We start from the raw sequence: 23632 nt of genomic DNA, 5'->3' as shown, positions 1-23632 counted from the left end.
TCAGGTCAGGTGGTCGTAGTCGCCGCGGGTCCAGGCGGCGTGGCGGTCGGCGGAGCGGCGTACGACGGCCTTGGCGTCGACGGGGATCGTGGAGCCGAAGTTGTTGTAGAGGCGGTCGTAGTCGAAGGGGTCGAGGGCGCGGGCGACCCGGTCGACGACCGCGCCGGAGAGGGGGATCCGGTTCGGGTAGCTGCGCATGAAGCTGACCGAGGTGCGGTCCGGGTTGGCGAAGATGGTGTCGCCGGACAGGATCACGCCCTTGCCCTCGGCACCGTTCGCCCAGTGCACCACGGCGCTGCCGGGGAAGTGCCCGCCCGGCTGGATCACGGTCACACCGGGTAGCGGGGTGAGCTTGCCGGACCAGGTCCGGATCACCGGGTCCTGCCGGGCCACCCACTCCGCGTCCGGCTCCGACACGTAGACCGGCACGTCACCGAGCCGGTGGCTCCACTCGACCTGGACGCCGTACATGTGCGGGTGGCTGGCGATGATCGCGACCACGTCGCCGAGCTCGCGGACCCGGCGTACGGCGTCGTCGTCGACGTACCCGATCGGGTCCCAGAGCAGGTTGCCCTCGGCCGTCCGGAGCAGCATCGACTGCTGGCCGATCCCGACCGGCGGCTTCGAGCGGACGCCGTACAGGTCCGGCTCGACCTCGTCGACGGTGACCTCGGTGCCGGCCGCGGCCAGCTCCTCGAGCGTGGTCCAGTGCTGGCCGTCGGCCGGCACCCACTGGCGCTCGTCGGCGCAGATCGCGCAGACCTCCACCTGCTCGGAGTGCTCGACGGCACAGGTCGCACAGATCCAGAAACTCACCGTGTTCTCCCCTCGGTCAGGCACCGACGCGACCGATCTCACACGCATCGCGACCGATGTCACATCTGTCAGGACATTTCACCTCAACGAGCGGGTCTAGCATCGAGACGATTTCGTGTTCTCGACGAGGAGGCTCTGGTGCCCAGCAAACCAGCCGGTACGCTCTACCGCGGCCGGGAGGGCATGTGGTCATGGGTCGCGCACCGGATCACCGGGGTGGGGATCTTCTTCTTCCTGCTGGTGCACGTGCTGGACACCGCGCTGGTCCGGGTCTCCCCGGAGGCCTACAACGAGGTCATCGGCACCTACAAGAACCCGATCGTCGGCCTGCTCGAGGTCGGGCTGGTGGCCGCGATCCTGTTCCACGCGTTCAACGGCATCCGGCTGATCCTGGTCGACTTCTGGGCCAAGGGCCCGCGCTACCAGCGGCAGCTGATGATCGGCGTCGGCGTGGTCTGGGTGGTGCTGTTCGTCCCCTTCGTCATCCGCCATCTGACCCACGTGTTCGGAGGCTGAGATGAGCGAGATCGCCACGCCCCGGTCCAGCTCCCGCGCCCGCTCGCTCAAGGGCGGCGGCCGGAACCGGTCCGGGCAGACGAACTTCGAGCTCTACAGCTGGCTGTTCATGCGGCTGTCCGGGCTCGCCCTCGTCGTCCTCGTGCTCGGTCACCTGTTCGTGAACCTGATGCTCGGCGGCGGGATCACCGCGCTCGACTTCGGCTTCGTGGCCGGCAAGTGGGCCAACCCGCTCTGGCAGGTCTGGGACCTGCTGATGCTGTGGCTGGCGATGCTGCACGGCACCAACGGCCTGCGCACGATCACCAACGACTACGCCGAGAAGGACCAGACCCGCTTCTGGCTCAAGGCCTTGCTGATCACGGCGGCCCTCGTGATCGTGGTTCTCGGGACCCTGGTGATCTTCACGTTCGACCCCTGCCTCGACCCGAACAGCACTCTGTCGGTCTGTAAGTAAGGAAGTCATGCAGCAGCATCAGTACGACGTCGTCATCGTCGGAGCCGGTGGTGCGGGAATGCGCGCCGCCCTCGAATCGAGCAAGCGCACGCGGACCGCGGTACTCACCAAGCTCTACCCGACCCGGTCGCACACCGGCGCGGCCCAGGGCGGCATGTGCGCCGCGCTCGCCAACGTCGAGGAGGACAACTGGGAGTGGCACACCTTCGACACGGTCAAGGGTGGTGACTTCCTGGTCGACCAGGACGCGGCCGAGGTGATGTGCCGGGAGGCCGTCGACGCGGTCCTCGACCTGGAGAAGATGGGCCTGCCGTTCAACCGAACCGCCGAGGGCAAGATCGACCAGCGATTCTTCGGCGGCCACACCCGCAACCACGGCGAGGCCGTCGTCCGCCGTTCCTGCTTCGCCGCGGACCGCACCGGTCACATGATCCTGCAGACGCTGTACCAGCAGTGCATCAAGCAGAACGTCGAGTTCTTCAACGAGTTCTACGTCCTCGACCTGCTGATGACCGACGGCAAGGCGAGCGGCGTGGTCGCCTACGAGCTGGCCACCGGCGAGCTGCACGTGTTCTCGGCCAAGTCGGTGATCTTCGCCTCCGGCGGGTTCGGCAAGGTGTTCCGGACCACGTCGAACGCGCACACGCTGACCGGCGACGGGATGGGCATCGTCTGGCGCAAGGGCCTGCCGCTGGAGGACATGGAGTTCTTCCAGTTCCACCCGACCGGCCTCGCGGGTCTCGGCGTACTGCTGTCCGAAGCGGCCCGTGGTGAGGGCGGCATCCTGCGGAACAAGGACAACGAGCGGTTCATGGAGCGGTACGCCCCGACCGTGAAGGACCTGGCCCCACGGGACATGGTCGCCCGCGCGATGGCCAACGAGGTCCGCGAGGGCCGCGGCTGCGGTCCGGACGGCGCGTACGTGATGCTCGACCTGACCCACCTCGATCCGGCCCACATCGACGCGAAGCTGCCGGACATCACCGAGTTCGCCCGGACCTATCTCGGCGTGGAGCCGTACACCGAGCAGATCCCGGTGTTCCCGACCGCGCACTACGCGATGGGCGGCATCCCGACCAACATCAAGGGCGAGGCGCTGGCCAACAACGACGACGTCATCCCGGGCCTGTACGCCGCGGGCGAGGTCGCCTGCGTGTCCGTGCACGGCGCCAACCGCCTGGGCACGAACTCGCTGCTCGACATCAACGTGTTCGGCCGGCGGGCCGGGATCGCGGCGGCGGAGTACGCCGCGACCGCGCCCTTCGAGGAGCTGCCGGACGACCCGTCGGCGTACGTCGTCGACCTGGTCGAGGGACTGCGCAACTCCACCGGCGAGGAGCGGATCGCGGCGATCCGGGCCGACCTGCAGGCGACGATGGACCTGAACGCGCAGGTCTACCGGACCGAGGGCTCGCTGAAGCAGGCACTGGTCGACATCGAGGCGCTCAAGCGGCGGTTCGCCCAGGTCGGCGTGCAGGACAAGGGCAAGCGGTTCAACACCGACCTGCTCGAGGCGGTCGAGCTCGGCTTCCTGCTCGACCTCGCCGAGGTGCTCGTGGTGTCCGCGCTGGCCCGCAAGGAGTCCCGCGGCGGGCACTTCCGCGAGGACTACGCCACCCGCGACGACGTGAACTTCATGCGGCACACGATGGCCTACCGGGAAATCGATGCCGAGGGCAACGAGAACATCCGGCTCGACTACAAGCCGGTGATCCAGACCCGCTACAAGCCGATGGAGCGGAAGTACTGATGGACGTCAAGGTCAAGATCCTCCGGTACAACCCCGAGGTCGTCGACGAGGCGGAGTGGAAGACGTACGCCGTCACCCTGCAGCCGACCGACCGGGTCCTGGACGCCCTGCACAAGATCAAGTGGGAGCAGGACGGCACGCTGACCTTCCGGCGGTCCTGCGCGCACGGCGTCTGCGGCTCGGACGCGATGCGGATCAACGGCCGCAACCGGCTGGCCTGCAAGACGCTGATCAAGGACCTGAACCCGGACAAGGAGATCACCGTCGAGCCGATCAAGGGCCTGCCGGTGCTCAAGGACCTGGTCGTCGACATGGAGCCGTTCTTCGACGCGTACCGCGCGGTGATGCCGTTCCTGGTCACCAGCGGCCACGAGCCGACCCGGGAGCGGATCCAGTCCCAGGCCGACCGGGACCGCTTCGACGACACCACCAAGTGCATCCTCTGCGCCGCGTGCACGACGTCCTGCCCGGTGTTCTGGTCCGACGGCCAGTACTTCGGCCCGCAGGCGATCGTCGGCGCGCACCGGTTCATCTTCGACAGCCGCGACGAGGGCACCGAGCAGCGGCTGGAGATCCTGAACGACAAGGAGGGCGTCTGGCGCTGCCGGACCACCTTCAACTGCACCGACGCCTGCCCGCGGGGCATCGAGGTCACGAAGGCCATCCAGGAAGTGAAGCGAGCGCTCATTTTCCGCCGCGTGTGACGTGACATAAACTCACCTGCGCAACCAGCCTCTGCCCCGAGGAGTCGAAGGGTCAGAGGCTGCTCGCTACCCCGGGGGTGACTGTGCCGCGCGTGCGCGAGATCGTCGACCGCTCCTACGCTCGTCTGCTCGAGCGGCTGGAGCGTCTCGGCGTACCCCGGCGCTGGCCGCCGCTGCTGATCGTCGGGATCGCCGCCGCCGCGACGTCCGTCGTCCTCGCGACCGTCGCCGGGATCACGGGCGGGACCGGGAGCCGTGACACACCGAGTGCGATCCTGCCGGCGGCGGCCGTGAAGGACGGGAGCACCGTCGTGAACGCGGCGTCGGCCCAGGTGCGGTCGATCACGATGGTGACGCGGGACCGCTGGGCGGCCGGCTGGACCGACTGCGGCACCGGTCCGAGGTGCCGCTACTCGGCGGTGATCGACCGGGACGGCGACAAGGCCGTCGCCCCGGAGTGGCCGGTGCCGTACGTGACGCTGCGGGCCGGCGACGAGGTGATCGCCGTGGGTCCGCCGCGCGAAGGCACGCTGACCGGCGACACGACCGTGCTGTTCCGGCTGACGTACGACGGCCCGGTGACGGCCCGGCTGCGCTACCTGCTGCCGACCAGCACCTTCCAGCGCGGCGAGATCCTCACCGACCGGATCGTGCCGGGGCGGATCGTCGTCGTGAACCCCGAGGACTGGACCGTCCGGATGCTGCAGACCCCGGGCACGAGGTCCCCGGTCTGCGACAGCACCGGGCGCTGCTGGATGCTGGCCGGGATCGGCCGGACCGACATCGTCTGGACCGACAACGGCGGCACGACCTGGGAGTCGACCCCGCTCGACGCGACGAACCAGCGTGGCCGGCTCACGGTCAGCCCCGACGGCCGCACGCTGGTCGCGACGTCGGTCGACATCGACAACCGCAGCGAGACGGTCGCGTCGATCCGGCTGTCGACCGATCGAGGGGCCACCTGGACGATGGTCCGCCAGGCTCCGGAGAACCTGAACGCCGCGCCGGTGGCCTTCGACGACGGGACCGCGGTGATGCTCGGCGCGCGCTCCGGCCACTCGACGCCGCAGCTCTACCGGATCACCCCCGAGGGGGCTGCGTCAGAGCCCGGAGCCCCGGGCACCTTCAGCCACCTGACCGGCGACACGAAGCTCCTGTACGGCCCGAGGATCTCCGACGAACGCGCCACCCAGGTCGCCATCAGCACCGACCGCGGCAAGACCTGGCAGGACTTCGTCCCCCGCTAGCCGCGCCTGCTCACGGGTGTTTCGCGGCGCCCTTGAGGACCTTGTCCACGGCGTTCTTCGGGCCGTAGACGGCGATCCCGACCAGGTCGAGCTCGGTGGTCGGCACCGCCTTCACCGCGGCCCGGTTGTCCCGGTCGTTGCCAGTAGCAAACAACTCCTGGGTGAACACCGAGTGCTCGATCCCCCGCGCGAGCACCCGCTCGTGTGCCACCGCCATGAACTCCTTGGACCCCTCGAACACCATCACCGGCTGCCGGAACATCGGCAGGTACCGGGTCCCGTCGGCGTCCTCGTACGGCTCCCCCACCACCTCGGCGTGCGTCCCCGAGATCCCACTCACCAGGAACGCCGTCACATTCAGCCGCTGCCACACCGCCAGGTCGTCCCGCAACAACACCGCGATCTTCGTATCGAACCGAACCGGCTCACTCTCATCAGTCACCCCACCAGACTCCCCCGGCGGCCGCGGCCCTGGCTTGTACGTTCCAAACCTCTTGTCAGCAGTACGGCGGGTTGGAGGTGACGGCGGTGGCGACCCGGAGGAAGAGGTTGAAGAGGCGGTAGAGGTGGAGCATGTCGCCGGTGACGGTGACCGTGCGGTCGTCGCGGCGGGTGACGCCGGGGATGGCGGTCAGGTGGTTGGTGACGGAGGCGGACTGCCAGCGGACGGTGAGGCGGCGGGTTGCCGTGGCGTCGACGGTGATGCCGGGGAGGCTGCGGAGGGCTTCGGTGGTGGTGGCCTCGATGGCTGCCTGAGCTTCGGCGACGGGAACCAACTGGGCGGCGAAGCGGTCCTTGGCGTACTTGACCGGGACAGTGGCGACCGCGGGATCCCAGGCCTTCATCTCCGCGCAGGCCGTGTCGTCCCCGGTCAGCAGAGCGACGGGTACGCCGTACGCCGAAGACGCGGCGTGGAAGAGGCCGATCTCGCCGGTGGCGTCGTCGTCGAGCCAGATGTCCTCGATCTCGTGGCCCATGAAGCTGTGGCTGAGTACGCCGAGGACGCCGGCGCGGGCGTGGAAGCCGACGCAGAGGACGGCGTCGTACTCGCTGGTCAGGCCCTCCATCATGCCCATCGGCTTCGGGCGGCCCTTGATCAGCGTGGCGCGGGGGTCGAGCAGTTCCGGGAGCAGGTTCCGCATCGGGCCGTGGGCGTCGTTCACCAGGATCGACGTCGCGCCGGCGGCGTACGCGCCGCGGACGGCGGCGTTCACGTCCTCGGTCATCAGCACCCGGCCGCGCTCGTAGTCGCGGCCGGGCGGCTGGACGTCCTCCGCGTCGACGAGTCCGGTGATGCCTTCCATGTCCGCACTCAGGTAAACCTTCACGGAAGGAGCGTATGTTCTTGACCGTGAGCGGTGGCGCCGAGGTCAAGGCGTGGCGGCCCGGGCTGAGCGGAGTCGTCGAGGTCCTGCACGCCCACTTCCCGTCGCACGCCTACCCGAGTCACACCCACGACGCCTGGACCGTCCTGATCGTCGACGAGGGCGCGGTCCGTTATGACCTGGACCACCGCGAGCACGGCCTGGCCCAGGCACAGGTCTCGCTGCTACCGCCGCACGTGCCCCACGACGGGCGGTCGGTGCGGCCGGAGGGCTTCCGCAAACGGGTGCTGTACCTGGAGCCCGATCGCCTCGGCGACAACCTGATCGGTGCGGCCGTCGACCAGCCCGAGTACGTCGATCCGCTGCTGCGGCACCGGCTCCACCAGTTGCACGGGGTGCTGGTGGACGGCCGGGAGGACCTGGAGGCCCAGAGCCGGCTGACGCTGATCGAGGAACGGCTGAAGCAGCATCTGCGTCGCCAGGTGGCTGATCCGGTCGAGCTGCGCGATCCAGGAGTCGCTTCCCGGCTGCGCGACGTACTGGATGCGCATGTGCCGGCCGGGATCACGCTCGACGACGCGGCGAAGCTGGTGCACGCGCATCCGGCGTACCTGGTCCGGGCGTTCAGCCGGGAGTTCGGCATGCCCCCGCATCGGTACCTGACCGGGCGGCGGGTGGATCTGGCCCGGCGGTACCTGCTCGACGGGTATCCGGCGGCCGAGGTGGCGACGCTGGCCGGCTTCTACGACCAGTCGCACCTCAACCGGCACTTCCGGAAGATGCTCGGGGTCACACCGTCGAGTTTTGTGAAGCGCTGACCCGGGAGGCCTTGTAGGCCCGGACACCCCAGGTGCCGAGCAGGGCGGCGATCAGCAGGTTCACGATGATCAGGATCGTGTGGGCGACGTAGTACCCGGTCGGGCGGCCCTCGGTGTCGGCGAGCGCCTTGATGAAGCGCAGGTAGGTGACGACGTTCCAGACGGCGATGCCGATCAGGACGATTGCATGCTTCCGTTCGAGTTTCACCCCTCCAGTGTGGACGGGGCGGCCGCGCCTCACTCGGTCGCCCCGTCCAGGGGGGTCACCTGATCGAGGCTGGTCGATGCACGGACCAGGGGCAACCCGTCAGAAGCTACTCACGGGTCACAACAAGGGTTTCCCTGCGGACTAGGAGTTCGGGCGGTCGACCATGCGGAGCAGCTGGGTGCGGTTCGCGACGCCGAAGCGGCGGTAGAGGCGGGTGAGCTGCGACTCGACCGCCTTCACCGAGAGGTAGAGCGCCGCCGCGATCTCGCGGTTGGTGGAGCCGTCGCGGACCATCGCGACGATCTGCTGCTCGTTGTCGGTCAGCTCGGACGGCTGGCGGCTGCGGCTCGGTACGTCGAGCCGGGCGAGTTCGGTCTCGGCCACCTCGCGCCAGGCGGGAGCGCCGTACGCCTCGAACTGCTCGATCGCGTCCAGGAACGCGGTCCGTGCCACCGACCGGCGCCGGGCCTGCCGGGCGACCCGGCCACGGGTGAGCTCGCAGCGGGCCAGGTCGAGCGGGTAGACCCGGTCTCCCGCCGTCCTGATCGTTTCCTCGAGCAGGTCCAGCGCCGCGGCCGGATCGCCCTGCTTGGCGATCAGCAGGGCCTCGGACCGCGCCAGCCCGACCCGCACCACCGCGCGGTCCAGGTTCTCCGCGCGGGTCCGGATGTCGGCGATCAACGCGGCGGCGTCCTCCAGCCGGCCGGCCGCGACCAGCGCCTCGGCGTAGTCCGCGTGCCACGGGATCACCGCCGGGTCGAACGGCATCGCCGCTTCCCCGGAGTCCGCGATCGCGTCGAACGACTCCACCGCACGCTGCGGATCACCGGTCAGTACGCCGATCAGCCCGAGGCTGGCCAGCGCCGGGCCGGTCCATTCGTCGTTCCCGACCAGGCGGACACCCTCGAGCGCCGCCTCGGCCAGCTGCCGCCCCATCGCCGCCGAACCGCCGGCCCACTCCGCGCGGCTGGCGATGATCATGCCGACCTCGGCCTCTTCGCCGATGTCCTGCATCAGCTGGTAGCACTCGTGGCCGGCCGCCAGCGCGTCCGCGCCACGCCCGCTCCGCTCGTAGATCGCGGTCGCGGAGATCAGGACGGACGCAAGCCACCGCATCGCGCCGTTCTCGCGGACCTCGTCGACCAGCGCGGTGATCGCGGTGATCGCCTCGTCGGTCCGGCCGCGGAAAAGCTCCTGCATGGCGGCCATCTGCCGCGCGTTCACGACGGTCTTGTTGAGCGGCAGGTCGCGGGCCAGCTCGGCCGCCTGCTGCAGCAACGCGTCCGCGGTCTGCTCGGCGTCGCGGGCGATCTGGACCGAGCTGGCCGCGCTCAGCGCGTCCACCAGCGCCTCGGTGTCGCCGGACTCCCGGGCCAGAGCCTCGGCGATCCGCGCGTCCTCCTGCGCCTCGTCGAGCCTGCGGTCGAAGTACTCGCTGCTGCTGCGCAGGATCCGCACCCGCGCCTCGAGCCGCTGATCCCCGACGGCTGCCTCGAACGCCTGGTCCAGCAACTCGACCCGACGATCCCGGTCGGGCCAGGCCGCGTCCGCCAGCAGCAACAGTGCGGGCACCTTGGTCTCGGACGTGGTCGCGGCCTGTACGGCGAGACGCGCCATGTCGGCCGACTCCGCGAGATGCCCGGCGGCCGCCGCGTCGTCGGCGGCCCGGGTCAGTCGCCGGGCCCGCTCGTCCGGCAGGGTGCCCGGCGTACGCTCGGCGGCCAGCCGCCACAGCGTCGCGGCGGCGCCCGGCGCGCCCCGGCCGGCTGCGACCGCCGCGGCCTCCTCGATCGCGACCGCGAGCTCCGGGTCGGCTTCTTGGGTGGCGAGGGCGCGATGGGTCGCGTTCTCCACCGGTTCGTCGACGACGGCCGCCAGTTGGGCGTGCGCCTGACGGCGGGCAGCTGAGGTGGCTTCGGCGTACACGAACTCCCGGAGCAGCGGGTGCGTGAATCGCAGCCGCTCGGAGGAGACGTCGATCAGCCCGAGCGCCTCGGCCTCGGCCAGCTCGGTGTCGATCGGCCGGGCGAGCGCCTGCGTGAGCTGGCTCGTGGTCGGGCGCGGCGACGACGCGGCGAGCAGCAGGAGCTCGTGTGTGCTCGACGTCAGGTCGGACAGGCGGTCGCCGAGCAGGGTCTTCAGCCGGCTCGACACCGGCAGCGGGTCGTTGGGCGAGACCCCTTGCGGATGACGCAGTACGGCGCGGCCGAGCTCGAGGGCCATGAACGGGTTGCCGGCGCTCGCGGTGAAGATGCGCCGGGCCGTGCGGACCGGGAGCGGGCTGGACAGGCGCTGCCGGAGCAGACCGAGAACGTCGGGCTCCGTCAGCGGCGGGACCTCCAGCTGGAGCACCGGCTCCGGGCAGGCCTCGGCCATCACCGGTAGATCGCCGTCAGCCACCTGCTCGGTGGCGAGCATGTGCACGCCCTCGGACAGCCGGCGGGCGCAGAAGGTGAGCACCTCCAGGCTGGACGGGTCCACCCACTGGATGTCGTCCACGACGAGCAGGACCGGACCGCTGGCGGCGAGCCGGCGGAGAACGTGCAGGACGGCGAGGCGCACGGCCAGCTCGTCCCGCACGGTGTCGGGCGCGCTGGCCTTGAGCAGCGCGACCTCGAGCGGCTGGCGGAGGTGGTCGGGCAGCACCTGCCAGGCGAGCTCGAGCTGGTTGGACAGGAGATCGAGGAGCGTGACGTACGGCAGGCCGGCCTCGGACTGGGACGGCGCGGCGCTCAGCACCCGGCAGCCGGCCCGCGCGCGGTCCGCGACGAGGGCACGACCGAGGGCCGACTTGCCGATCCCGGTCGGGCCGTAGAGCAGCACACTGCCGCTGGTCTCGAGCTGCTTGTTCGCACGCTCGACCAGCCCGGCGCGCCCGACCAGCTCGTCGTCAGTCATCGATCACACAGACTCCTCGAAGGATTACCCTCGCCGATTATCACAGTCAACGGCCATCCGACACGGCGAGTGTCATATGAGGAAACCATCCCGTCACCATCCTGTCACCCGTCGCTGCCCAGATCAGAGCAGTCGCGACGGCACGAAAGTGCCGGGGCACCGGTGGGCAGATCCGGTGGTGACAAAGATCAACCGCCTGCCGCGCAAGAGCACGACAAGCGGTTGAAAGTTGTTGCACTCAGATGGATTCGAGATCACGCTCGATCGCGGCCAGCTCCTCCTCGGTGCCCTGGACCTGCGGGCCCTTGAACCAGCGGCGGGCCGAGGTGAACCAGTAGATCGCGGCGAAGCCGAGGACGACCAGGACGGCCACCGGCGTGTAGTTGAAGGTGCTACCACTGACCGGGCTGACCTGGGGCAGCATGAACAGCACCGTGATGAAGGCGACCCAGACGATCGCGATGATGCCGATCGGACGGCTCCAGCGGCCGAGGTTCCACGGGCCGGGCTGGAAGCGGTCGCCTTGCAGCAGCCGCAGAAGCGTCGGCAGTACGTAGGCGATGTACAGGCCGATCACCGCGATCGACGTCACCGCGGCGTACGCCGTCGCGTTCCACAGGTACGGCAGACCGAGGACGAAGGCTCCGCCGGCGGCCAGCCAGATCGCGTTCGTGGGCGTCCGGGTCCGGTGGTTGATCTTGTGCCAGAACGCCGACCCCGGCAGCGCGCCGTCGCGGGAGAACGCGTAGATCATCCGCGAGTTCGCCGTCACCGAGGACATGCCGCAGAACAACTGCGCCCCGATCACCACGAGCAGCAGGACCTTGGCGAGCCCCGCGCCGACGGCGTCGATGAAGATCTGCGCGGGCGGTACGCCGATGTCGCTGTCGAGGGCACCGTCGTAGCTCTGGATCGCGAACGTGAGTCCGATCAGCAGCACCCACCCGGCGGCCAGTGACACCAGGATCGACATCACGATCCCGCGCGGGCCCGACCGGGACGCGTCATGCGTCTCCTCGGTCATGTGCGCGGAGGCGTCGTACCCGGTGAAGGTGTACTGCGCCAGCAGCAGGCCGAGCAGTGCGACGTAGAAGGTGGAGCTCCAGCCGGTGTTGTTGACGAAGTGGCCGAACACGAAGCCGGCGGACTGGTGCTTGTCCGGCACGAACACGAGCGCGCCGACGATGAACAGCACGCCGACGATGTGCCACCACACGCTGATGTCGTTGAGTCGCGCGACCAGCTTCACGCCGAACGAGTTCAGCAGGCCGTGCACCAGCAGGATGATGCCGAACAGCAGGATGGTGTGGCCGGGCGTCGTACTGAAGCCGAACTGCAGGTCGAGGAACGCGTTCAGGAAGAACGCCGCGCCGAAGTCGATCCCGGCCGTCACGGCGACCTGGCCGAGGAAGTTGAACCAGCCGGTGAACCAGGACCAGGCCGCGCCGTTGGACGGTGCGAGTTTCGCGGCCCAGTAGTACAGCCCGCCGGCGGTCGGATAGCTCGAGCACACTTCAGCCATCGCGAGGCCGACGAACAACGTCATCAGCCCGACGATCGGCCAGCCCCAGACGATCATCACCGGGCCGCCGGTGTTCATCCCGAACCCGTACAGGGTCAGGCAGCCGGACAGGATCGAGATGATCGTGAAGGAGACCGCGAAGTTCGAGAAACCGGACATGGTCCGGGACAGCTCCTGCGCGTACCCCAGTTGATGCAGGCGTTTCTCGTCGTCGGTCGTCGGGGCGGACTCGGTTTGGTCCTTGCTCACGGGGGACCTCCTCAATGGTCTTCCACCAGACCTTTGAGCAATTGAGGCATGCGTCACACCCGCTGTCAAGGAATCAGGCGAGAAAGGCGCGCAGCAGAGCAGCAGTTCCGGAGAGGTGTTCTTGCATCGCGCGGCGAGCGGTCTCCGGATCATCCGCGAGGATTGCTTCGACGATGGCTTGGTGCTGGTCGTTGGAGTGCTCGATATTCCTTTCCAGCAAAGGGATCGCGTCGAGCAGCTCGTTCAGGCGCATCCGGACGTCGGCGGTCGCGGACGTCAGCGACGGGGACCCGGTGACCTCCGCGATCGCCAGGTGCAGCCGCGAGTCCAGCCGGCGGTAGTCCGACAGCTTGGCGGCCGAGGTCTCGGCCAGGCAGTGCCGGAGGTGGTCCCGCTCGGCCGCGGTCAGAGTGCGTGCGGCCGCGGCTTCGGCGGCGCCGGCTTCGAGGGCCGCGCGCAGGGTGAGAGCGTCGTCGAGCCCGGTCCCGAGCTCCCGGGCGATCCGCTTGGCCGGCGTACGGCGGGGCTTCGGCAGCCGCTCGTTGACGAACGTACCGCCGTACCGTCCGCGCCGGGACTCGACGTACCCGGCCTCGGCCAGCGCGTGGATCGCCTCCCGGAGCGTGACCCGGCTGACGTTCAGCCGCGCGGCCAGGTCGCGTTCGGACGGCAGCCGGTCGCCCGGCACGACGACGCCGAGCTTGATTGCCTGCAGCAACCGCTCGACCGTCTCCTCGAACGGGTTGCCGGTCCGGACCGGCCGGAACAACGCGTCGTCTGCCTGGCCAACCATGACCTCAGCCTAGATCGGAGTCACATAGGCGCCCGAGATTCCGCCGTCGACGAGGAACGTGTTGGCGGTGATGAAGGACGCGTCGTCGCTGGCCAGGAAGGCGACCGCGGCGGCGATCTCCTCGGGTTCGCCGAAGCGGCCCATCGGGACGTGCACCAGCCGGCGCTGCGCCCGCTCCGGATCCTTCGCGAACAGCTCGGTCAGCAGCGGCGTGTTCACCGGCCCCGGGCAGAGCGCGTTGACCCGGATCCCCTCCCGGGCGAACTCGACCCCGAGCTCGCGGCTCATCGCCAGGACGCCGCCCTTGGACGCGGAGTACGAGATCTGCGACGTGGCCGCGCCCATCACGGCGACGAACGACGCGGTGTTGATGATCGAGCCCTTGCCCTGCCGTCGCATATAGGGGATCGCGGCCTTGCAGCACAGGTACACGGAGGTCAGGTTGACCTCCTGCACCTTCCGCCACGCCTCCAGCCCGGTGTCCAGGATCGACGCGTCGTCCGGCGGTGAGATCCCCGCGTTGTTGAACGCGATGTCCACGCTGCCGTAGGTGTCGAAGGCCTGCTTGAACAGGGTCTCCACCGCGGCCTGGTCGGTGACGTCGGTCGCGACGAACAGCCCGCCGACCTCGTCCGCCGCGGCCTTCCCGGCGGCCGGGTCGAGGTCACCGATCACCACGTGCGCGCCCTCGGCGGCCAGCCGCCGGACCGTGGCCAGGCCGATCCCGCTCGCACCGCCGGTCACCACCGCCACGCGGCCCTCGAGGCGGCTCGCCTTCACGTCAGTCATTCAGTCCTCCGTGCTGATGAAGATGTTCTTGGTCTCGGTGAACGCGGCCAGCGCGTCCGGCCCGAGCTCACGGCCGAGCCCGGATTGCTTGTAGCCACCGAACGGCGTCGAGTAGCGGACCGACGAGTTCGAGTTCACCGACAGGTTGCCGGCCTCGACCCCACGGCCGACCCGCAGCGCGCGGCCGACGTCCCGGGTCCAGATCGAGCCGGACAGCCCGTACTCGCTGTCGTTCGCGATCCGCAGCGCGTCCGCCTCGTCCTCGAACGGGATCACCGCGACCACCGGCCCGAAGATCTCCTCCCGCACCGCCCGCTCGCTCGCCGGCGCGAGCACGGTCGGCGGGAACCAGAACCCCGGCCCGCTCGGAGCGGTCCCCTGGAACGCGGGGTTCTCGACGTACGACGCCACCTGCTCACGCTGCCCGGCCGAGATCAGCGGCCCCATCTCGGTCGCCGGATCACTCGGGTCCCCGATCTTGAAGCTCTTCACCGCCGGCTCGAGCAACTCCATGAACCGGTCGTACGCCGACCGCTCGACCAGGATCCGCGATCGCGCGCAACAGTCCTGCCCGGCGTTGTCGAACACGCCGTACGGCGCCTGGGCCGCGGCCTTCTCCAGATCCGCGTCCGCGAAGACGACGTTCGCCGATTTCCCACCGAGCTCCAGCGTCACCCGCTTCACCTGGTCGGCGCACCCGGCCATGATCTGCTTCCCGACCGTGGTCGACCCGGTGAAGACCACCTTGCGTACGGCGGGATGCGTGACGAACCGCTGCCCGACCACGGTCCCCTTGCCCGGCACCACCTCGAACACCCCCGGCGGCAGGCCGGCCTCCAGCGCGAGCTCACCCAACCGGATCGCGGTCAGCGGTGTGAGCTCGGCCGGCTTCAGCACGACCGTGTTGCCGGCGGCCAACGCCGGCGCGAAACCCCAGCCGGCGATGGGCATCGGGAAGTTCCACGGCACAATCACGCCGACCACGCCGAGCGGTTCCTGGAAGGTGATGTCGATGCCCCCGGCAACGGGAATCTGCTTGCCGAACAGGCGTTCCGGCGCGGCCGAGTAGTAGGTCAGCACGTCCCGGACGTTGCCCGCCTCCCAGCGCGCGTTGCCGATCGTGTGACCGGCGTTCTCCACCTCGAGCGCGGCCAGGTTCTCCAGGTCGGCGTCGACCGCGTCGGCGAACCGGCGGAGCAGCCGGCCGCGATCGGCCGGCGTGACGTCCCGCCAGGTCTCGAAGGCCTTCGCGGCGCGCGCGATCGCCTGGTCGGTCTCGTCCTGGCCGGCCAAGGAGATCGTGCGGACCACCTTCTCGGTGGCCGGGTTGATCACGTCGTACGTCATGAAGCACTCCTGATCAGAGCGGTGAACAGCCGCAGGTCCTCGGGGTTCTCCTCCGGGTGCCACTGGACGCCGAGGGCGAAGACGTGGCCGTCGACCTCGGCCGCCTCGACGGTCCCGTCACCCGCGCGGGCGGTGACCCGCAGGCCCGGTGCGACGACGTCGAGCGCCTGGTGGTGGTAGCAGCTCCCGGTGGCGTGATCACCGAGGATGCGACCGGCCAGCGAGTCCGGCTCGACCTTGACCTCGGTGGTCGCGAAGATCGCCGGCGCCGGGCGGTGCTCGTCGTTGGCGACGACGTCGGGCAGATGCTGGTGGAGCGTGCCGCCGAGCGTGACGTTCAGCATCTGCAGGCCGCGGCAGATCGCGAGCAGCGGCAGGTCCCGGTCCAGTGCGGCCCGGATCAGGACGCGTTCGTGCTCGTCCCGGCCGGGTCTGGTATCGACCGTCTCCGGGTGCGGCTCAGCGGCGTACGAGGACGGGTCCACGTCGCAGCCGCCGGCCACGATCAGACCGTCCAGGAACTCGAGGACGGCCGGATCGGTGCCGACCGGGGGCAGGAGCAGCGGCACCCCTCCGGCCGCGGCAACCGCATCCAGATAGACCCGCGGGAGGATCGCGGCCTCCCGCTGCCAGATCCCCCAGGTGACCGGCTCGAGGTACGTCGTGATGCCGATCCTCGGCCGCCGGTGGTCAGAGGCGTTCGAAGCCACGGATCCGCTCCCAGTCGGTGACGGCGGCGTCGTACGCGTCGAGCTCGACCCGCGCGGTGTTGGTGTAGTGGTCGACCATCTCGTCGCCGAACGCCGTCCGGGCGACCTTCGAGCCGGTGAACAGCGCGGCCGCCTCCCGCAGGGTCGACGGGACGTGCTCCTTGTCGGACTCGTACGCGTTGCCCTCGAGCAGCGGCTCGAGCTCCAGCTCGTTCTCGATGCCGTGCAGGCCGGAGGCGATGATCGCGGCGACCGCGAGGTACGGGTTCACGTCGCCGCCGGGGAGGCGGTTCTCGACCCGGAGCGAGTCGCCGTGGCCGACTACGCGCAGCGAGCAGGTCCGGTTGTCCAGGCCCCACGCCACCGCGGTCGGCGCGAAGCTGCCGCGGACGAACCGCTTGTAGGAGTTGATGTTCGGCGCGAGCAGGTAGGTGAACTCGGGCAGGCAGGCGAGCTGGCCGGCGATGAACCGCTCCATCAGCTCGGAGAACCCGTGGTCCCGGTCGCCGGCGAGAACGGCGTCACCGGCGGTCGAGCGGAAGCTCAGGTGGATGTGACACGAGTTGCCCTCGCGTTCGTCGTACTTCGCCATGAAGGTCAGGCTCTTGCCGTGCTTCGCGGCGATCTCCTTGGCACCGGTCTTGTAGATCGAGTGGTTGTCGCAGGTCACCAGGGCCTCGTCGTACCGGAAGGCGATCTCGTGCTGGCCGAGGTTGCACTCGCCCTTCGCGGACTCGACGTACAGGCCGGCGCCGCTCATCCCGTTGCGGATGTCGCGCAGCAGCGGCTCGATCCGCGCGGTGCCGAGGATCGAGTAGTCGACGTTGTACTGGTTCGCCGGGGTGAGGTCGCGGTAGCGCTTGTCCCAGGCGCCCTCGAACGTGTCGTCGAAGACGATGAACTCCAGCTCGGTCCCGACGTACGCCTGCAGGCCGCGCTCGGCCAGCCGGTCCAGCTGCGCCCGCAGCACCTGCCGCGGCGAGGCCACCACCGGCGTGCCGTCCAGCCACTGCACGTCGCACAGCACCATCGCGGTCGACTCGAGCCACGGGACCAGGCGGAGCGTGGAGAGGTCGGGCGCCATCACCATGTCGCCGTACCCGCGTTCCCAGGACGACATCGCGTATCCGCCGACGGTGTTCATGTCGACGTCGACCGCCAGCAGGTAGTTGCATCCCTCGGTGCCGTGCTTGAGCACCTCCTCGAGGAAGTACCGCCCGCCGCAGCGCTTGCCCTGTAACCGGCCCTGCATGTCCGTGATCGCCACCAGCACCGTGTCGACCCGGCCGGAGGCCACCAGGTCCCGTAACTCCTGCACACCCAACTTGCCAGCGCTCACGGTTCACTCCCGGGCGGATTCTATTGGTCTACCTTCAGTCCATTGACTCAAGGCCTACCGACGACTGTCAATGCGGCGTGGTGGTGCCGTGGCACTGGACGGTCAGTGAACGGCTAGGCACTCCGCGCACCGACGGGCAAAATCGCCGGATTCGGCCGCACCGCCCAAGCGGCCCGATTCCCGGAGGACGCACTATGCGATCTTTCATCACCCGCCCCCGCGCCCTGGCCGTCCTGCTGGCCGGTACGGCGCTCGCCTTCAGCCCACTCGGTGGACAAGCCACCGCGAAGCTGCCCGTCGACCACGTGGGGAACCCGTGTCTCACGCCGGCCGACGGCCCTAGCGCCCGTGGCGGCTTCGGCGCCGACCATCGGGACCTGTCGGCCGGTGAGCAGCAGTCGATCGAGGCCAGGACGGCGCAGATCCTGAAGGCCAAGGCCGCGCGCGGTCTGGCGCCCAAGGCCGGCACGCTGGCCGCGGCGAACGTTCCGGTCTACATCCACGTGATGCGGAGCAGCTCCGGCGCCGGCGACGTGACCGCGACGCAGATCAACCAGCAGATCGCCGAGCTGAACCAGGACTTCGCCGGCGGCGAGTCGTCGCAGGCCGCGAACACCGGCTTCACCTTCTACCTGGCCGGCACCTACCGGTACAACAACAGCACCTGGCACAACGACGGCCAGAGCACGACCTACCGCTCGCAGACCCGCAAGGGCGGCAAGAACGCGCTGAACATCTGGCTGGTCGACTTCTCCTACCTCGGCATCGCGACGTTCCCGTGGGACTACGCGAGCAACCCGTCGATCGACGGCATCCGGGTGCAGTACAGCTCGCTGCCCGGCGGCTCGGCGACCAACTTCAACCTCGGCAAGACCGCGTCCCACGAGGCCGGTCACTGGTTCGGGCTCTACCACACCTTCCAGGGTGGCTGCACGAGCACGAACGACTCGGTGTCCGACACGCCCGCCCAGAGCAGCGCCAGCAGCGGCTGCCCCACCGGCCGGAACTCGTGCTCGCTGCCGGGGCTGGACCCGATCCACAACTACATGGACTACTCCTACGACTCCTGCTACAACCAGTTCACTCCGGGCCAGAGCACCCGGATCAGCAACATGTGGACCGCTTACCGTGCGTGACCGGAAACCTGACCGGGGATGAGACCCGACTGTGACATCTGCCCCGGGTGGCAACTAGAGTTCCCGCGATGCGTTTGCTTCTGACGGCCTGCGCGACCGCCGCACTGGTGGCCACCGGACCTCTGACAGCGACCGCCGCCGGCCAGGGCCCACAAGGCCCGGTCGGCGGCGAGCTGCTGACCGCGAAGCCGACGGTCGTCGCCGACGGGGCGGCACCGCCGGCGGTGCAGGCGTCGGCCTATGTCGTGGCCGACCTCGGCACCGGCGACGTGCTGGCCGCCAAGGCACCGCACGCCAGGCTCCGGCCCGCCAGCACGCTCAAGACCCTGACCGCCCTGGTCCTGCTGCCGCGGCTCAAGAAGACCGACCAGGTGATCGGTTCGGACGCCGACGCCGGCATCATCGGCAGCAAGGTCGGCGTGTACCCGGGACTGCGCTACACCGTCGACCTGCTCTTCCAGGGCATGTTCCTGGCCTCCGGGAACGACGCCGTCCACGCGTTGTGCGCGCACGACGAGGGCGGCATCCCGGCGACCGTCCAGCGGATGAACCAGAAGGCCGCGGAGATCGGTGCGCTCGACACGCACGTCACCGACCCGACCGGCCTGGACGCCGACGGGCAGTACTCCAGCGCCTATGACCTGGCCCTGTTCGCGCAAGCCGGTCTGGCCCGGCAGGACTTCGCGAAGTACGCGTCGACGAAGTACACGGCGTTCCCGAACGCCGGGAACAAGGGCACCTACCAGGTCGCGAACCAGAACAAGCTGCTGTTCAACTACGAGGGCGCGCTGGGCGTCAAGACCGGGTACACCACGCTGGCCCGCAACACGTTCGTCGGCGCCGCCCGCCGCAACGGGCACACGCTGGTGGTGACGATGATGAACGCACCCCACGGCATCACCGAGGACGCCAGCAACCTGCTCACCTGGACCTTCAACAACTACAGCAAGCTCACGCCGGTCGGCACCCTGGTCAAGCCCGAGGCGGCCCAGCCGAAGACCGCGACCGGCCTCACGCAGGGCGAGAAGAAGTCAGAGGCCGGTACGCCGAACCCGCCGCGCAGCCGCACAGTCCTGAGCCCCGGCCAGGCGGTGCAGTCGCTGGCCTTCCGCGTCCCCGCCTGGGCGTATGCCGGACCCCCGGTCCTGCTCCTGGGACTCTTCCTCCGCCGGCCCCGCACCCTACGCCGGCGGCGGCACTAACGGCACTCCGCCGACGGCGTCACTAACGCCGGAGCAAGCGGGCGGCTCTGCCCAGCTGCGACGCCAGCACGGACACGGTGATGCCCAGCAGCGCACCGGCCGCGACCGCGACCGTGTCCGCCTTGCGCTGCGGCACCGGGACGACCTTGTAGCGCTTGCCCGGTGGCCCCGGGAGCAGCGGCTCCGCCGGCGACTGCCCGGGCGGCAGCGGCTCCTCGGCGATCCGGAGCCGGCCCTCGGCGGTGGACTCCCGCGCCGCCGCGTCGAGCGTGGCTTCCTTGGTCCACGCCGCGATGAGCATGATCGCGCGCGTCAGCAGGTAGATCCACACCAGCAACGCCAGCGGCAAGGCCAGCGTGCCGTACGCCGCGTTCGTCCCGATGACATGGGTCACGTACAGGTTGCCGAGCTTCTGCGCGAGGTAGTAGAGGATGCCGCCGGCCAGAGCGGCGATCAGCGCGACCTTCCGCGGCAGGATGATCCGCGGCAGGGCTGTCTGCAGGTAGAGGATCAGGATGGCGCCGGCCCCGAGCCCGAGCACGAGGCTGGTGACGGACAGCAGGCTCGCGTCCAGCTGCGTCCGGTCGACGATGCGCTGCGCCAGCGCGGACAGGACGGACGAGACGCCGGTCGCGATCAGGCCGATCAGGCCCAGACCGACGAGCGCGCCGAGGTCCCAGAGCTTCACCAGCACGAAGTTGCCGGGCTGGTCGTCCAGCTCGTGCATCGACCGGATCGAGGCGCGCAGCGAGTCGACCCAGGCGAGTCCGGTCCACAGCAGCGCGACGCCCGAAATCAGTCCGATGGTGCCGGCGTGGGCGATCAGCGCGTCGATGTCGATCTGGTTACCGATGCCGGGAAGGTTCTTGTCGAGCGAGTCCTTGAGGGCCTGGATCGCCTTGTCGCCGAGCAGCGGCCCGACGATCGCCGCGGCCAGCACGATCAGCGGGAACAGCGACAGGAACGCGTAGAAGGTCGTTGCCCCGGCCAACCGGTTGCCCCGGCGGTTGCCGTACCGCTGCCACGCCCGCCAGATCTGTGTGCGGCTGAACCGCGCCCAGATCGCCTTGCCCCGCTGGATGATGCCCATGTGTCACCTGTACCCCTCGCGCGGAGACTCAGCCTGCCAGCGGGAACGACCGTTGCGGCCGCCACACGCCGTCGGCGCCGTGTTCGTACCGGCTGAAGGCGTCCACGTCGAAAGCGCAGTCGTACTCGGCGAGGGCGTCGTACGCGCGGTCCAGGGCGTCCTTGTCCAGGTCGTGGGCGACCGTCACGTGCGGGTGGTACGGGAACCGCAGGTCGACCTCGAGCGGGCCGGACCGGACCTGGGACTGCAGCACCTCGCAGGACGAGATGCCCTCGGCCAGCGGGACGAACACGACCGGCGAGATCGGCCGGAAGGTCGCCGTACCGCGCAGGCGGATCCGGAAGCTCGGGAACCGGGCCGCCACCTCGAGCAGGTGGTCGTCGATCAGGCCGAGGTCGGCGTCGGCGATCTCGGTCGGCGGCAGCAGGGTGACGTGGGTGGGGATCGACGCGGCCATCGGATCACCGAACTCGGCCCGGTACTTCTGCAGCTCCGAGCCGTAGGGTTCCGCGATCGGGATCGCGACACCGATCGTCGCCATCCGGGGCCCTACCGGCCCGATCCGAGGGCCGGCCCGGGCACGAAGCCCAGCCGGTCGTAGACGCGCTGCAGCGTCGGCTCGGTCACCGCGCGGGCACGCTCGGCGCCGGCGGCCAGGATCGCGTCCAGCTGCGCCGTGTCGTCGAGGTAGCCGAGCGTCTTCTCCCGGAACGGGGTGACGAACTCGACCACGACCTCGGCCAGGTCCTTCTTGAAGTCGCCGTACCCGCGGCCGGCGTACTCGTCCTCGAGCTCGCTGATCTTGCGGCCGGTGAGCGCCGAGTAGATGGTCAGCAGGTTGGCGACGCCGGCCTTGTTCTCCGGGTCGAAGATCACGTCGCGGCCGGAGTCGGTGACGGCGGAGCGGATCTTCTTCGCGCTCACCTTCGGGTCGTCGAGCAGGTCGATGATGCCGGCCGGCGAGGAGCTGGACTTGCTCATCTTCGCGGTCGGGTCCTGCAGGTCGGAGATCTTCGCGGTCTCCTTGACGATGTACGGCTCGGGCAGGCGGAAGGTCTTGCCGAAGCGGTGGTTGAACCGCTGGGCCAGGTCCCGGGTCAGCTCCAGGTGCTGGCGCTGGTCCTCGCCGACCGGGACGCGGTCGGCCTGGTAGATCAGGATGTCCGCGGCCTGCAGAATCGGGTAGGTGAACAGGCCGACGGTGGCGCGGTCGGCGCCGCCCTTGGCGGACTTGTCCTTGAACTGGGTCATCCGGCTGGCCTCGCCGAACCCGGTCAGGCAGCCGAGCACCCAGGCCAGCTGGGCGTGCTCGGGGACGTGCGACTGGACGAACAGCGTGGACCGCTCCGGGTCGATCCCGGCCGCGAGCAGCTGCGCCACCGACCGCCGGGTCCGCTCGCGCAGCGCCTTCGGCTCGTACTCCACCGTGATCGCGTGCAGGTCGACGACGCAGTAGAACGCGTCGTGGTCGTCCTGCAGGGCCACCCACTGCCGCAGCGCGCCGAGGTAGTTGCCGAAGTGGAAGGAGTCCGCCGTCGGCTGGATCCCGGACAGCGCCCGAGGGCGACGCTGGGAACCGGCTGCGGAGGGGTCAGACGCAGCTAGGGACATGCCCCCGATTCTGCCAGCGCCCCCAGTCCACCCCACACCGGGGCGGGTCCCTCCCCTCATACACTCCGCACTATGACTTCGCGCACAGCCGTGGTGCTGCCCGGCGGACAGAACGGGCCGACCGCTCCCCTGCCGATGTTCGCCTCCGACGCCGCCGAGCAGCGCGGTGCGCGGGTCCTGCCGGTGTGGTGGGACGAGCCCGACCGCCCGCTCACCCTCACCGAGGAGGAGCGCGGCCCCTGGGTCCTGCCCCAGGCCACCAAGGCCCTGGATGCCGCCACCGGCGACGTGCTGCTGATCGGCAAGTCACTCGGCAGTTTTGGCTCAGCTTTGGCGGCTGAGCGTGGACTGCCCGCGATCTGGCTCACTCCGGTGCTGACCAGCTCCTGGGTGGTCGACGGCCTGCGCCGCTCGACCGCGCCGTTCCTGCTGGTCGGCGGTACGGCGGACGCCCTGTGGGACCCCGCTCTCGCTCGGGAGCTCACGCCGTACGTGCTGGAGGTGCCGGGGGCCGACCACGGCATGTATGTGCCGGGGCGGCTGGCGGCGTCGGCCGAGGTGCTGGGGCAGGTCGCGACGGCGGTGGAGGACTTTCTCGACCAGGTGGTGTGGCTACCAGGACCAGCCGCGCGAGGCTAGCTCCTGCTCCTCGTGCCAGCGCTTCTCCTCACCGCGCTGCAGGTCCGCTTCGCCCGGCACGCCGGCCAGGCGGCAGGCCTCGTCGAGAAGGTCGTCGTACGCCGCCTCGAGAGCCATCAGGCGGTGGGCTTTGGCGTAGATGCGCGCCGACTCGACGCGGCGGATCTCACCGGCCAGGTGGCCGAGGCGGGTCTGGAGACGCAGCGTGTCGAACGGATCGGGCTCGGGGACCGTCTGCCGGCGGAACCGGCCGGTCAGCCGAGTGGTCGACCGTTGCAGACGCCGGCGCCAGCGGGCCGGCGGAGGCTGCGGCAACAGGAGGTTGAGCAGCACGCATAACCCCAGGAACACGAGCAGCAGCGCCACCCACTCCATCGACCTCACCTACCTGCTTCGAGGGTATGTCGGCTTGCCGCCGACGGCGAGACCTTTTTTCCCTGGTCAGGCGCTGGTTTCCGGATTGTGA

Annotated in this window: 24 protein-coding genes; 9 read left to right on the top strand and 15 right to left on the bottom strand. The window is 69.7% G+C overall.

Features of this window, described 5'->3' with window-relative positions:
* On the bottom strand, positions 1 to 816 hold the full coding sequence (locus ACZ6O0_RS13710; protein WP_465765183.1) for an MBL fold metallo-hydrolase: 816 nt from the start codon (positions 814 to 816) through the stop codon (positions 1 to 3).
* A gap of 138 nt (positions 817 to 954) precedes the next feature.
* Between ACZ6O0_RS13710 and sdhC the strand changes: the two genes are divergently transcribed.
* The 5 genes from sdhC to ACZ6O0_RS13685 all read left to right on the top strand — a co-directional run bounded on the left by sdhC (position 955) and on the right by ACZ6O0_RS13685 (position 5490).
* On the top strand, positions 955 to 1332 hold the full coding sequence (gene sdhC, locus ACZ6O0_RS13705) for a succinate dehydrogenase, cytochrome b556 subunit (RefSeq protein ID WP_465765182.1): 378 nt from the start codon (positions 955 to 957) through the stop codon (positions 1330 to 1332).
* 1 nt (position 1333) lies between these two features.
* Positions 1334 to 1789 carry a succinate dehydrogenase hydrophobic membrane anchor subunit gene (locus tag ACZ6O0_RS13700; protein ID WP_465765181.1) on the top strand — a complete coding sequence of 152 codons (456 nt, stop codon included), beginning with the start codon at positions 1334 to 1336 and terminating at the stop codon, positions 1787 to 1789.
* A gap of 7 nt (positions 1790 to 1796) precedes the next feature.
* Positions 1797 to 3539 (top strand): succinate dehydrogenase flavoprotein subunit, encoded by a 1743-nt coding sequence (gene sdhA / locus ACZ6O0_RS13695; protein WP_465765180.1) that lies wholly within the window; start codon positions 1797 to 1799, stop codon positions 3537 to 3539.
* Complete coding sequence (locus ACZ6O0_RS13690) at positions 3539 to 4243, top strand: succinate dehydrogenase iron-sulfur subunit (protein WP_465765179.1); 705 nt, start codon at positions 3539 to 3541, stop codon at positions 4241 to 4243. The genes sdhA and ACZ6O0_RS13690 overlap by 1 nt, the downstream gene beginning before the upstream one ends.
* Before the next feature lie 92 nt (positions 4244 to 4335).
* Positions 4336 to 5490: a sialidase family protein gene (locus ACZ6O0_RS13685; RefSeq protein WP_465765178.1), complete on the top strand. Its 1155-nt coding sequence runs from the start codon at positions 4336 to 4338 to the stop codon at positions 5488 to 5490.
* A gap of 10 nt (positions 5491 to 5500) precedes the next feature.
* On the opposite strand, the gene ACZ6O0_RS13680 is transcribed toward ACZ6O0_RS13685, so the two are convergent.
* Both ACZ6O0_RS13680 and ACZ6O0_RS13675 read right to left on the bottom strand, forming a co-directional pair.
* Complete coding sequence (locus ACZ6O0_RS13680; protein WP_465765177.1) at positions 5501 to 5932, bottom strand: DUF2000 family protein; 432 nt, start codon at positions 5930 to 5932, stop codon at positions 5501 to 5503.
* A 55-nt stretch (positions 5933 to 5987) separates the two neighbouring features.
* The gene (locus tag ACZ6O0_RS13675; RefSeq protein ID WP_465765176.1) at positions 5988 to 6818 is read right to left on the bottom strand and encodes a M55 family metallopeptidase; all 831 of its coding nucleotides are present in this window, start codon (positions 6816 to 6818) and stop codon (positions 5988 to 5990) included.
* An 11-nt stretch (positions 6819 to 6829) separates the two neighbouring features.
* Between ACZ6O0_RS13675 and ACZ6O0_RS13670 the strand changes: the two genes are divergently transcribed.
* Positions 6830 to 7633 (top strand): helix-turn-helix transcriptional regulator, encoded by an 804-nt coding sequence (locus ACZ6O0_RS13670; protein ID WP_465765175.1) that lies wholly within the window; start codon positions 6830 to 6832, stop codon positions 7631 to 7633.
* On the opposite strand, the gene ACZ6O0_RS13665 is transcribed toward ACZ6O0_RS13670, so the two are convergent.
* From ACZ6O0_RS13665 to ACZ6O0_RS13630, 8 genes are all read right to left on the bottom strand, one after another.
* Positions 7605 to 7841: an SCO4848 family membrane protein gene (locus ACZ6O0_RS13665; protein WP_465765174.1), complete on the bottom strand. Its 237-nt coding sequence runs from the start codon at positions 7839 to 7841 to the stop codon at positions 7605 to 7607. The two genes, ACZ6O0_RS13670 and ACZ6O0_RS13665, sit on opposite strands and share 29 nt — an antisense overlap.
* A 141-nt stretch (positions 7842 to 7982) precedes the next feature.
* Positions 7983 to 10739, bottom strand: coding sequence for an AAA family ATPase (locus ACZ6O0_RS13660; protein WP_465765173.1), 2757 nt, complete (start codon positions 10737 to 10739; stop codon positions 7983 to 7985).
* A 238-nt stretch (positions 10740 to 10977) separates the two neighbouring features.
* On the bottom strand, positions 10978 to 12510 hold the full coding sequence (locus ACZ6O0_RS13655) for an amino acid permease (protein ID WP_465765172.1): 1533 nt from the start codon (positions 12508 to 12510) through the stop codon (positions 10978 to 10980).
* Positions 12511 to 12583: 73 nt separating this feature from the next.
* Positions 12584 to 13303: a FadR/GntR family transcriptional regulator gene (locus ACZ6O0_RS13650; RefSeq protein WP_465765171.1), complete on the bottom strand. Its 720-nt coding sequence runs from the start codon at positions 13301 to 13303 to the stop codon at positions 12584 to 12586.
* Between the two features lie 9 nt (positions 13304 to 13312).
* Positions 13313 to 14092 carry a 3-oxoacyl-ACP reductase gene (locus ACZ6O0_RS13645; protein WP_465765170.1) on the bottom strand — a complete coding sequence of 260 codons (780 nt, stop codon included), beginning with the start codon at positions 14090 to 14092 and terminating at the stop codon, positions 13313 to 13315.
* The gene (locus tag ACZ6O0_RS13640; protein WP_465765169.1) at positions 14093 to 15439 is read right to left on the bottom strand and encodes an aldehyde dehydrogenase family protein; all 1347 of its coding nucleotides are present in this window, start codon (positions 15437 to 15439) and stop codon (positions 14093 to 14095) included.
* Positions 15436 to 16149 (bottom strand): gamma-glutamyl-gamma-aminobutyrate hydrolase family protein, encoded by a 714-nt coding sequence (locus ACZ6O0_RS13635; RefSeq protein ID WP_465765168.1) that lies wholly within the window; start codon positions 16147 to 16149, stop codon positions 15436 to 15438. Before ACZ6O0_RS13635 ends, ACZ6O0_RS13640 begins: the two co-directional genes overlap by 4 nt.
* Positions 16130 to 17488, bottom strand: a complete 1359-nt coding sequence (locus ACZ6O0_RS13630) for a glutamine synthetase family protein (RefSeq protein ID WP_465765167.1) — start codon at positions 17486 to 17488, stop codon at positions 16130 to 16132. Before ACZ6O0_RS13630 ends, ACZ6O0_RS13635 begins: the two co-directional genes overlap by 20 nt.
* A gap of 194 nt (positions 17489 to 17682) precedes the next feature.
* Between ACZ6O0_RS13630 and ACZ6O0_RS13625 the strand changes: the two genes are divergently transcribed.
* Positions 17683 to 18624: a zinc metalloprotease gene (locus ACZ6O0_RS13625; RefSeq protein ID WP_465765166.1), complete on the top strand. Its 942-nt coding sequence runs from the start codon at positions 17683 to 17685 to the stop codon at positions 18622 to 18624.
* A gap of 68 nt (positions 18625 to 18692) precedes the next feature.
* Positions 18693 to 19826, top strand: a complete 1134-nt coding sequence (locus ACZ6O0_RS13620; RefSeq protein WP_465765165.1) for a D-alanyl-D-alanine carboxypeptidase family protein — start codon at positions 18693 to 18695, stop codon at positions 19824 to 19826.
* Between the two features lie 22 nt (positions 19827 to 19848).
* Here the strand turns inward: ACZ6O0_RS13620 and ACZ6O0_RS13615 are convergent, their stop codons facing one another.
* From ACZ6O0_RS13615 to trpS, 3 genes are read right to left on the bottom strand one after another with little or no spacing between them, the layout of a single operon-like run.
* Positions 19849 to 20916 carry a YihY/virulence factor BrkB family protein gene (locus tag ACZ6O0_RS13615; RefSeq protein ID WP_465765164.1) on the bottom strand — a complete coding sequence of 356 codons (1068 nt, stop codon included), beginning with the start codon at positions 20914 to 20916 and terminating at the stop codon, positions 19849 to 19851.
* 28 nt (positions 20917 to 20944) lie between these two features.
* Positions 20945 to 21457, bottom strand: coding sequence for a 2'-5' RNA ligase family protein (locus ACZ6O0_RS13610; protein WP_465765163.1), 513 nt, complete (start codon positions 21455 to 21457; stop codon positions 20945 to 20947).
* Between the two features lie 8 nt (positions 21458 to 21465).
* On the bottom strand, positions 21466 to 22527 hold the full coding sequence (gene trpS, locus ACZ6O0_RS13605) for a tryptophan--tRNA ligase (protein WP_465765162.1): 1062 nt from the start codon (positions 22525 to 22527) through the stop codon (positions 21466 to 21468).
* 72 nt (positions 22528 to 22599) lie between these two features.
* Here trpS and ACZ6O0_RS13600 point away from each other — a divergent pair, with 72 nt between their 5' ends.
* A complete protein-coding gene (locus tag ACZ6O0_RS13600; RefSeq protein WP_465765161.1) occupies positions 22600 to 23166 on the top strand; it encodes an alpha/beta fold hydrolase in 567 nt (188 codons plus the stop codon).
* On the opposite strand, the gene ACZ6O0_RS13595 is transcribed toward ACZ6O0_RS13600, so the two are convergent.
* Positions 23140 to 23541, bottom strand: a complete 402-nt coding sequence (locus tag ACZ6O0_RS13595; RefSeq protein WP_465765160.1) for a hypothetical protein — start codon at positions 23539 to 23541, stop codon at positions 23140 to 23142. The two genes, ACZ6O0_RS13600 and ACZ6O0_RS13595, sit on opposite strands and share 27 nt — an antisense overlap.
* Positions 23542 to 23632: the final 91 nt, after the last annotated feature.

Source organism: Kribbella sp. NPDC048837, from assembly GCF_055586945.1.
Note: the sequence above shows the minus strand (reverse complement) of the source record. Positions and strands in the feature narration are given on the sequence as shown.

Coding starts and splice junctions, on each gene's coding strand:
- ACZ6O0_RS13625 (WP_465765166.1), top strand. CDS start 17,683: ATGCGATCTTTCATCACCCGCCCCCGCGCCCTGGCCGTCCTGCTGGCC.
- ACZ6O0_RS13700 (WP_465765181.1), top strand. CDS start 1,334: ATGAGCGAGATCGCCACGCCCCGGTCCAGCTCCCGCGCCCGCTCGCTC.
- ACZ6O0_RS13640 (WP_465765169.1), bottom strand. CDS start 15,439: ATGACGTACGACGTGATCAACCCGGCCACCGAGAAGGTGGTCCGCACG.
- ACZ6O0_RS13690 (WP_465765179.1), top strand. CDS start 3,539: ATGGACGTCAAGGTCAAGATCCTCCGGTACAACCCCGAGGTCGTCGAC.
- ACZ6O0_RS13595 (WP_465765160.1), bottom strand. CDS start 23,541: ATGGAGTGGGTGGCGCTGCTGCTCGTGTTCCTGGGGTTATGCGTGCTG.
- ACZ6O0_RS13610 (WP_465765163.1), bottom strand. CDS start 21,457: ATGGCGACGATCGGTGTCGCGATCCCGATCGCGGAACCCTACGGCTCG.
- ACZ6O0_RS13650 (WP_465765171.1), bottom strand. CDS start 13,303: ATGGTTGGCCAGGCAGACGACGCGTTGTTCCGGCCGGTCCGGACCGGC.
- ACZ6O0_RS13660 (WP_465765173.1), bottom strand. CDS start 10,739: ATGACTGACGACGAGCTGGTCGGGCGCGCCGGGCTGGTCGAGCGTGCG.
- ACZ6O0_RS13615 (WP_465765164.1), bottom strand. CDS start 20,916: ATGGGCATCATCCAGCGGGGCAAGGCGATCTGGGCGCGGTTCAGCCGC.
- sdhA (WP_465765180.1), top strand. CDS start 1,797: ATGCAGCAGCATCAGTACGACGTCGTCATCGTCGGAGCCGGTGGTGCG.
- ACZ6O0_RS13620 (WP_465765165.1), top strand. CDS start 18,693: ATGCGTTTGCTTCTGACGGCCTGCGCGACCGCCGCACTGGTGGCCACC.
- trpS (WP_465765162.1), bottom strand. CDS start 22,527: ATGTCCCTAGCTGCGTCTGACCCCTCCGCAGCCGGTTCCCAGCGTCGC.
- ACZ6O0_RS13645 (WP_465765170.1), bottom strand. CDS start 14,092: ATGACTGACGTGAAGGCGAGCCGCCTCGAGGGCCGCGTGGCGGTGGTG.
- ACZ6O0_RS13670 (WP_465765175.1), top strand. CDS start 6,830: ATGTTCTTGACCGTGAGCGGTGGCGCCGAGGTCAAGGCGTGGCGGCCC.
- ACZ6O0_RS13600 (WP_465765161.1), top strand. CDS start 22,600: ATGACTTCGCGCACAGCCGTGGTGCTGCCCGGCGGACAGAACGGGCCG.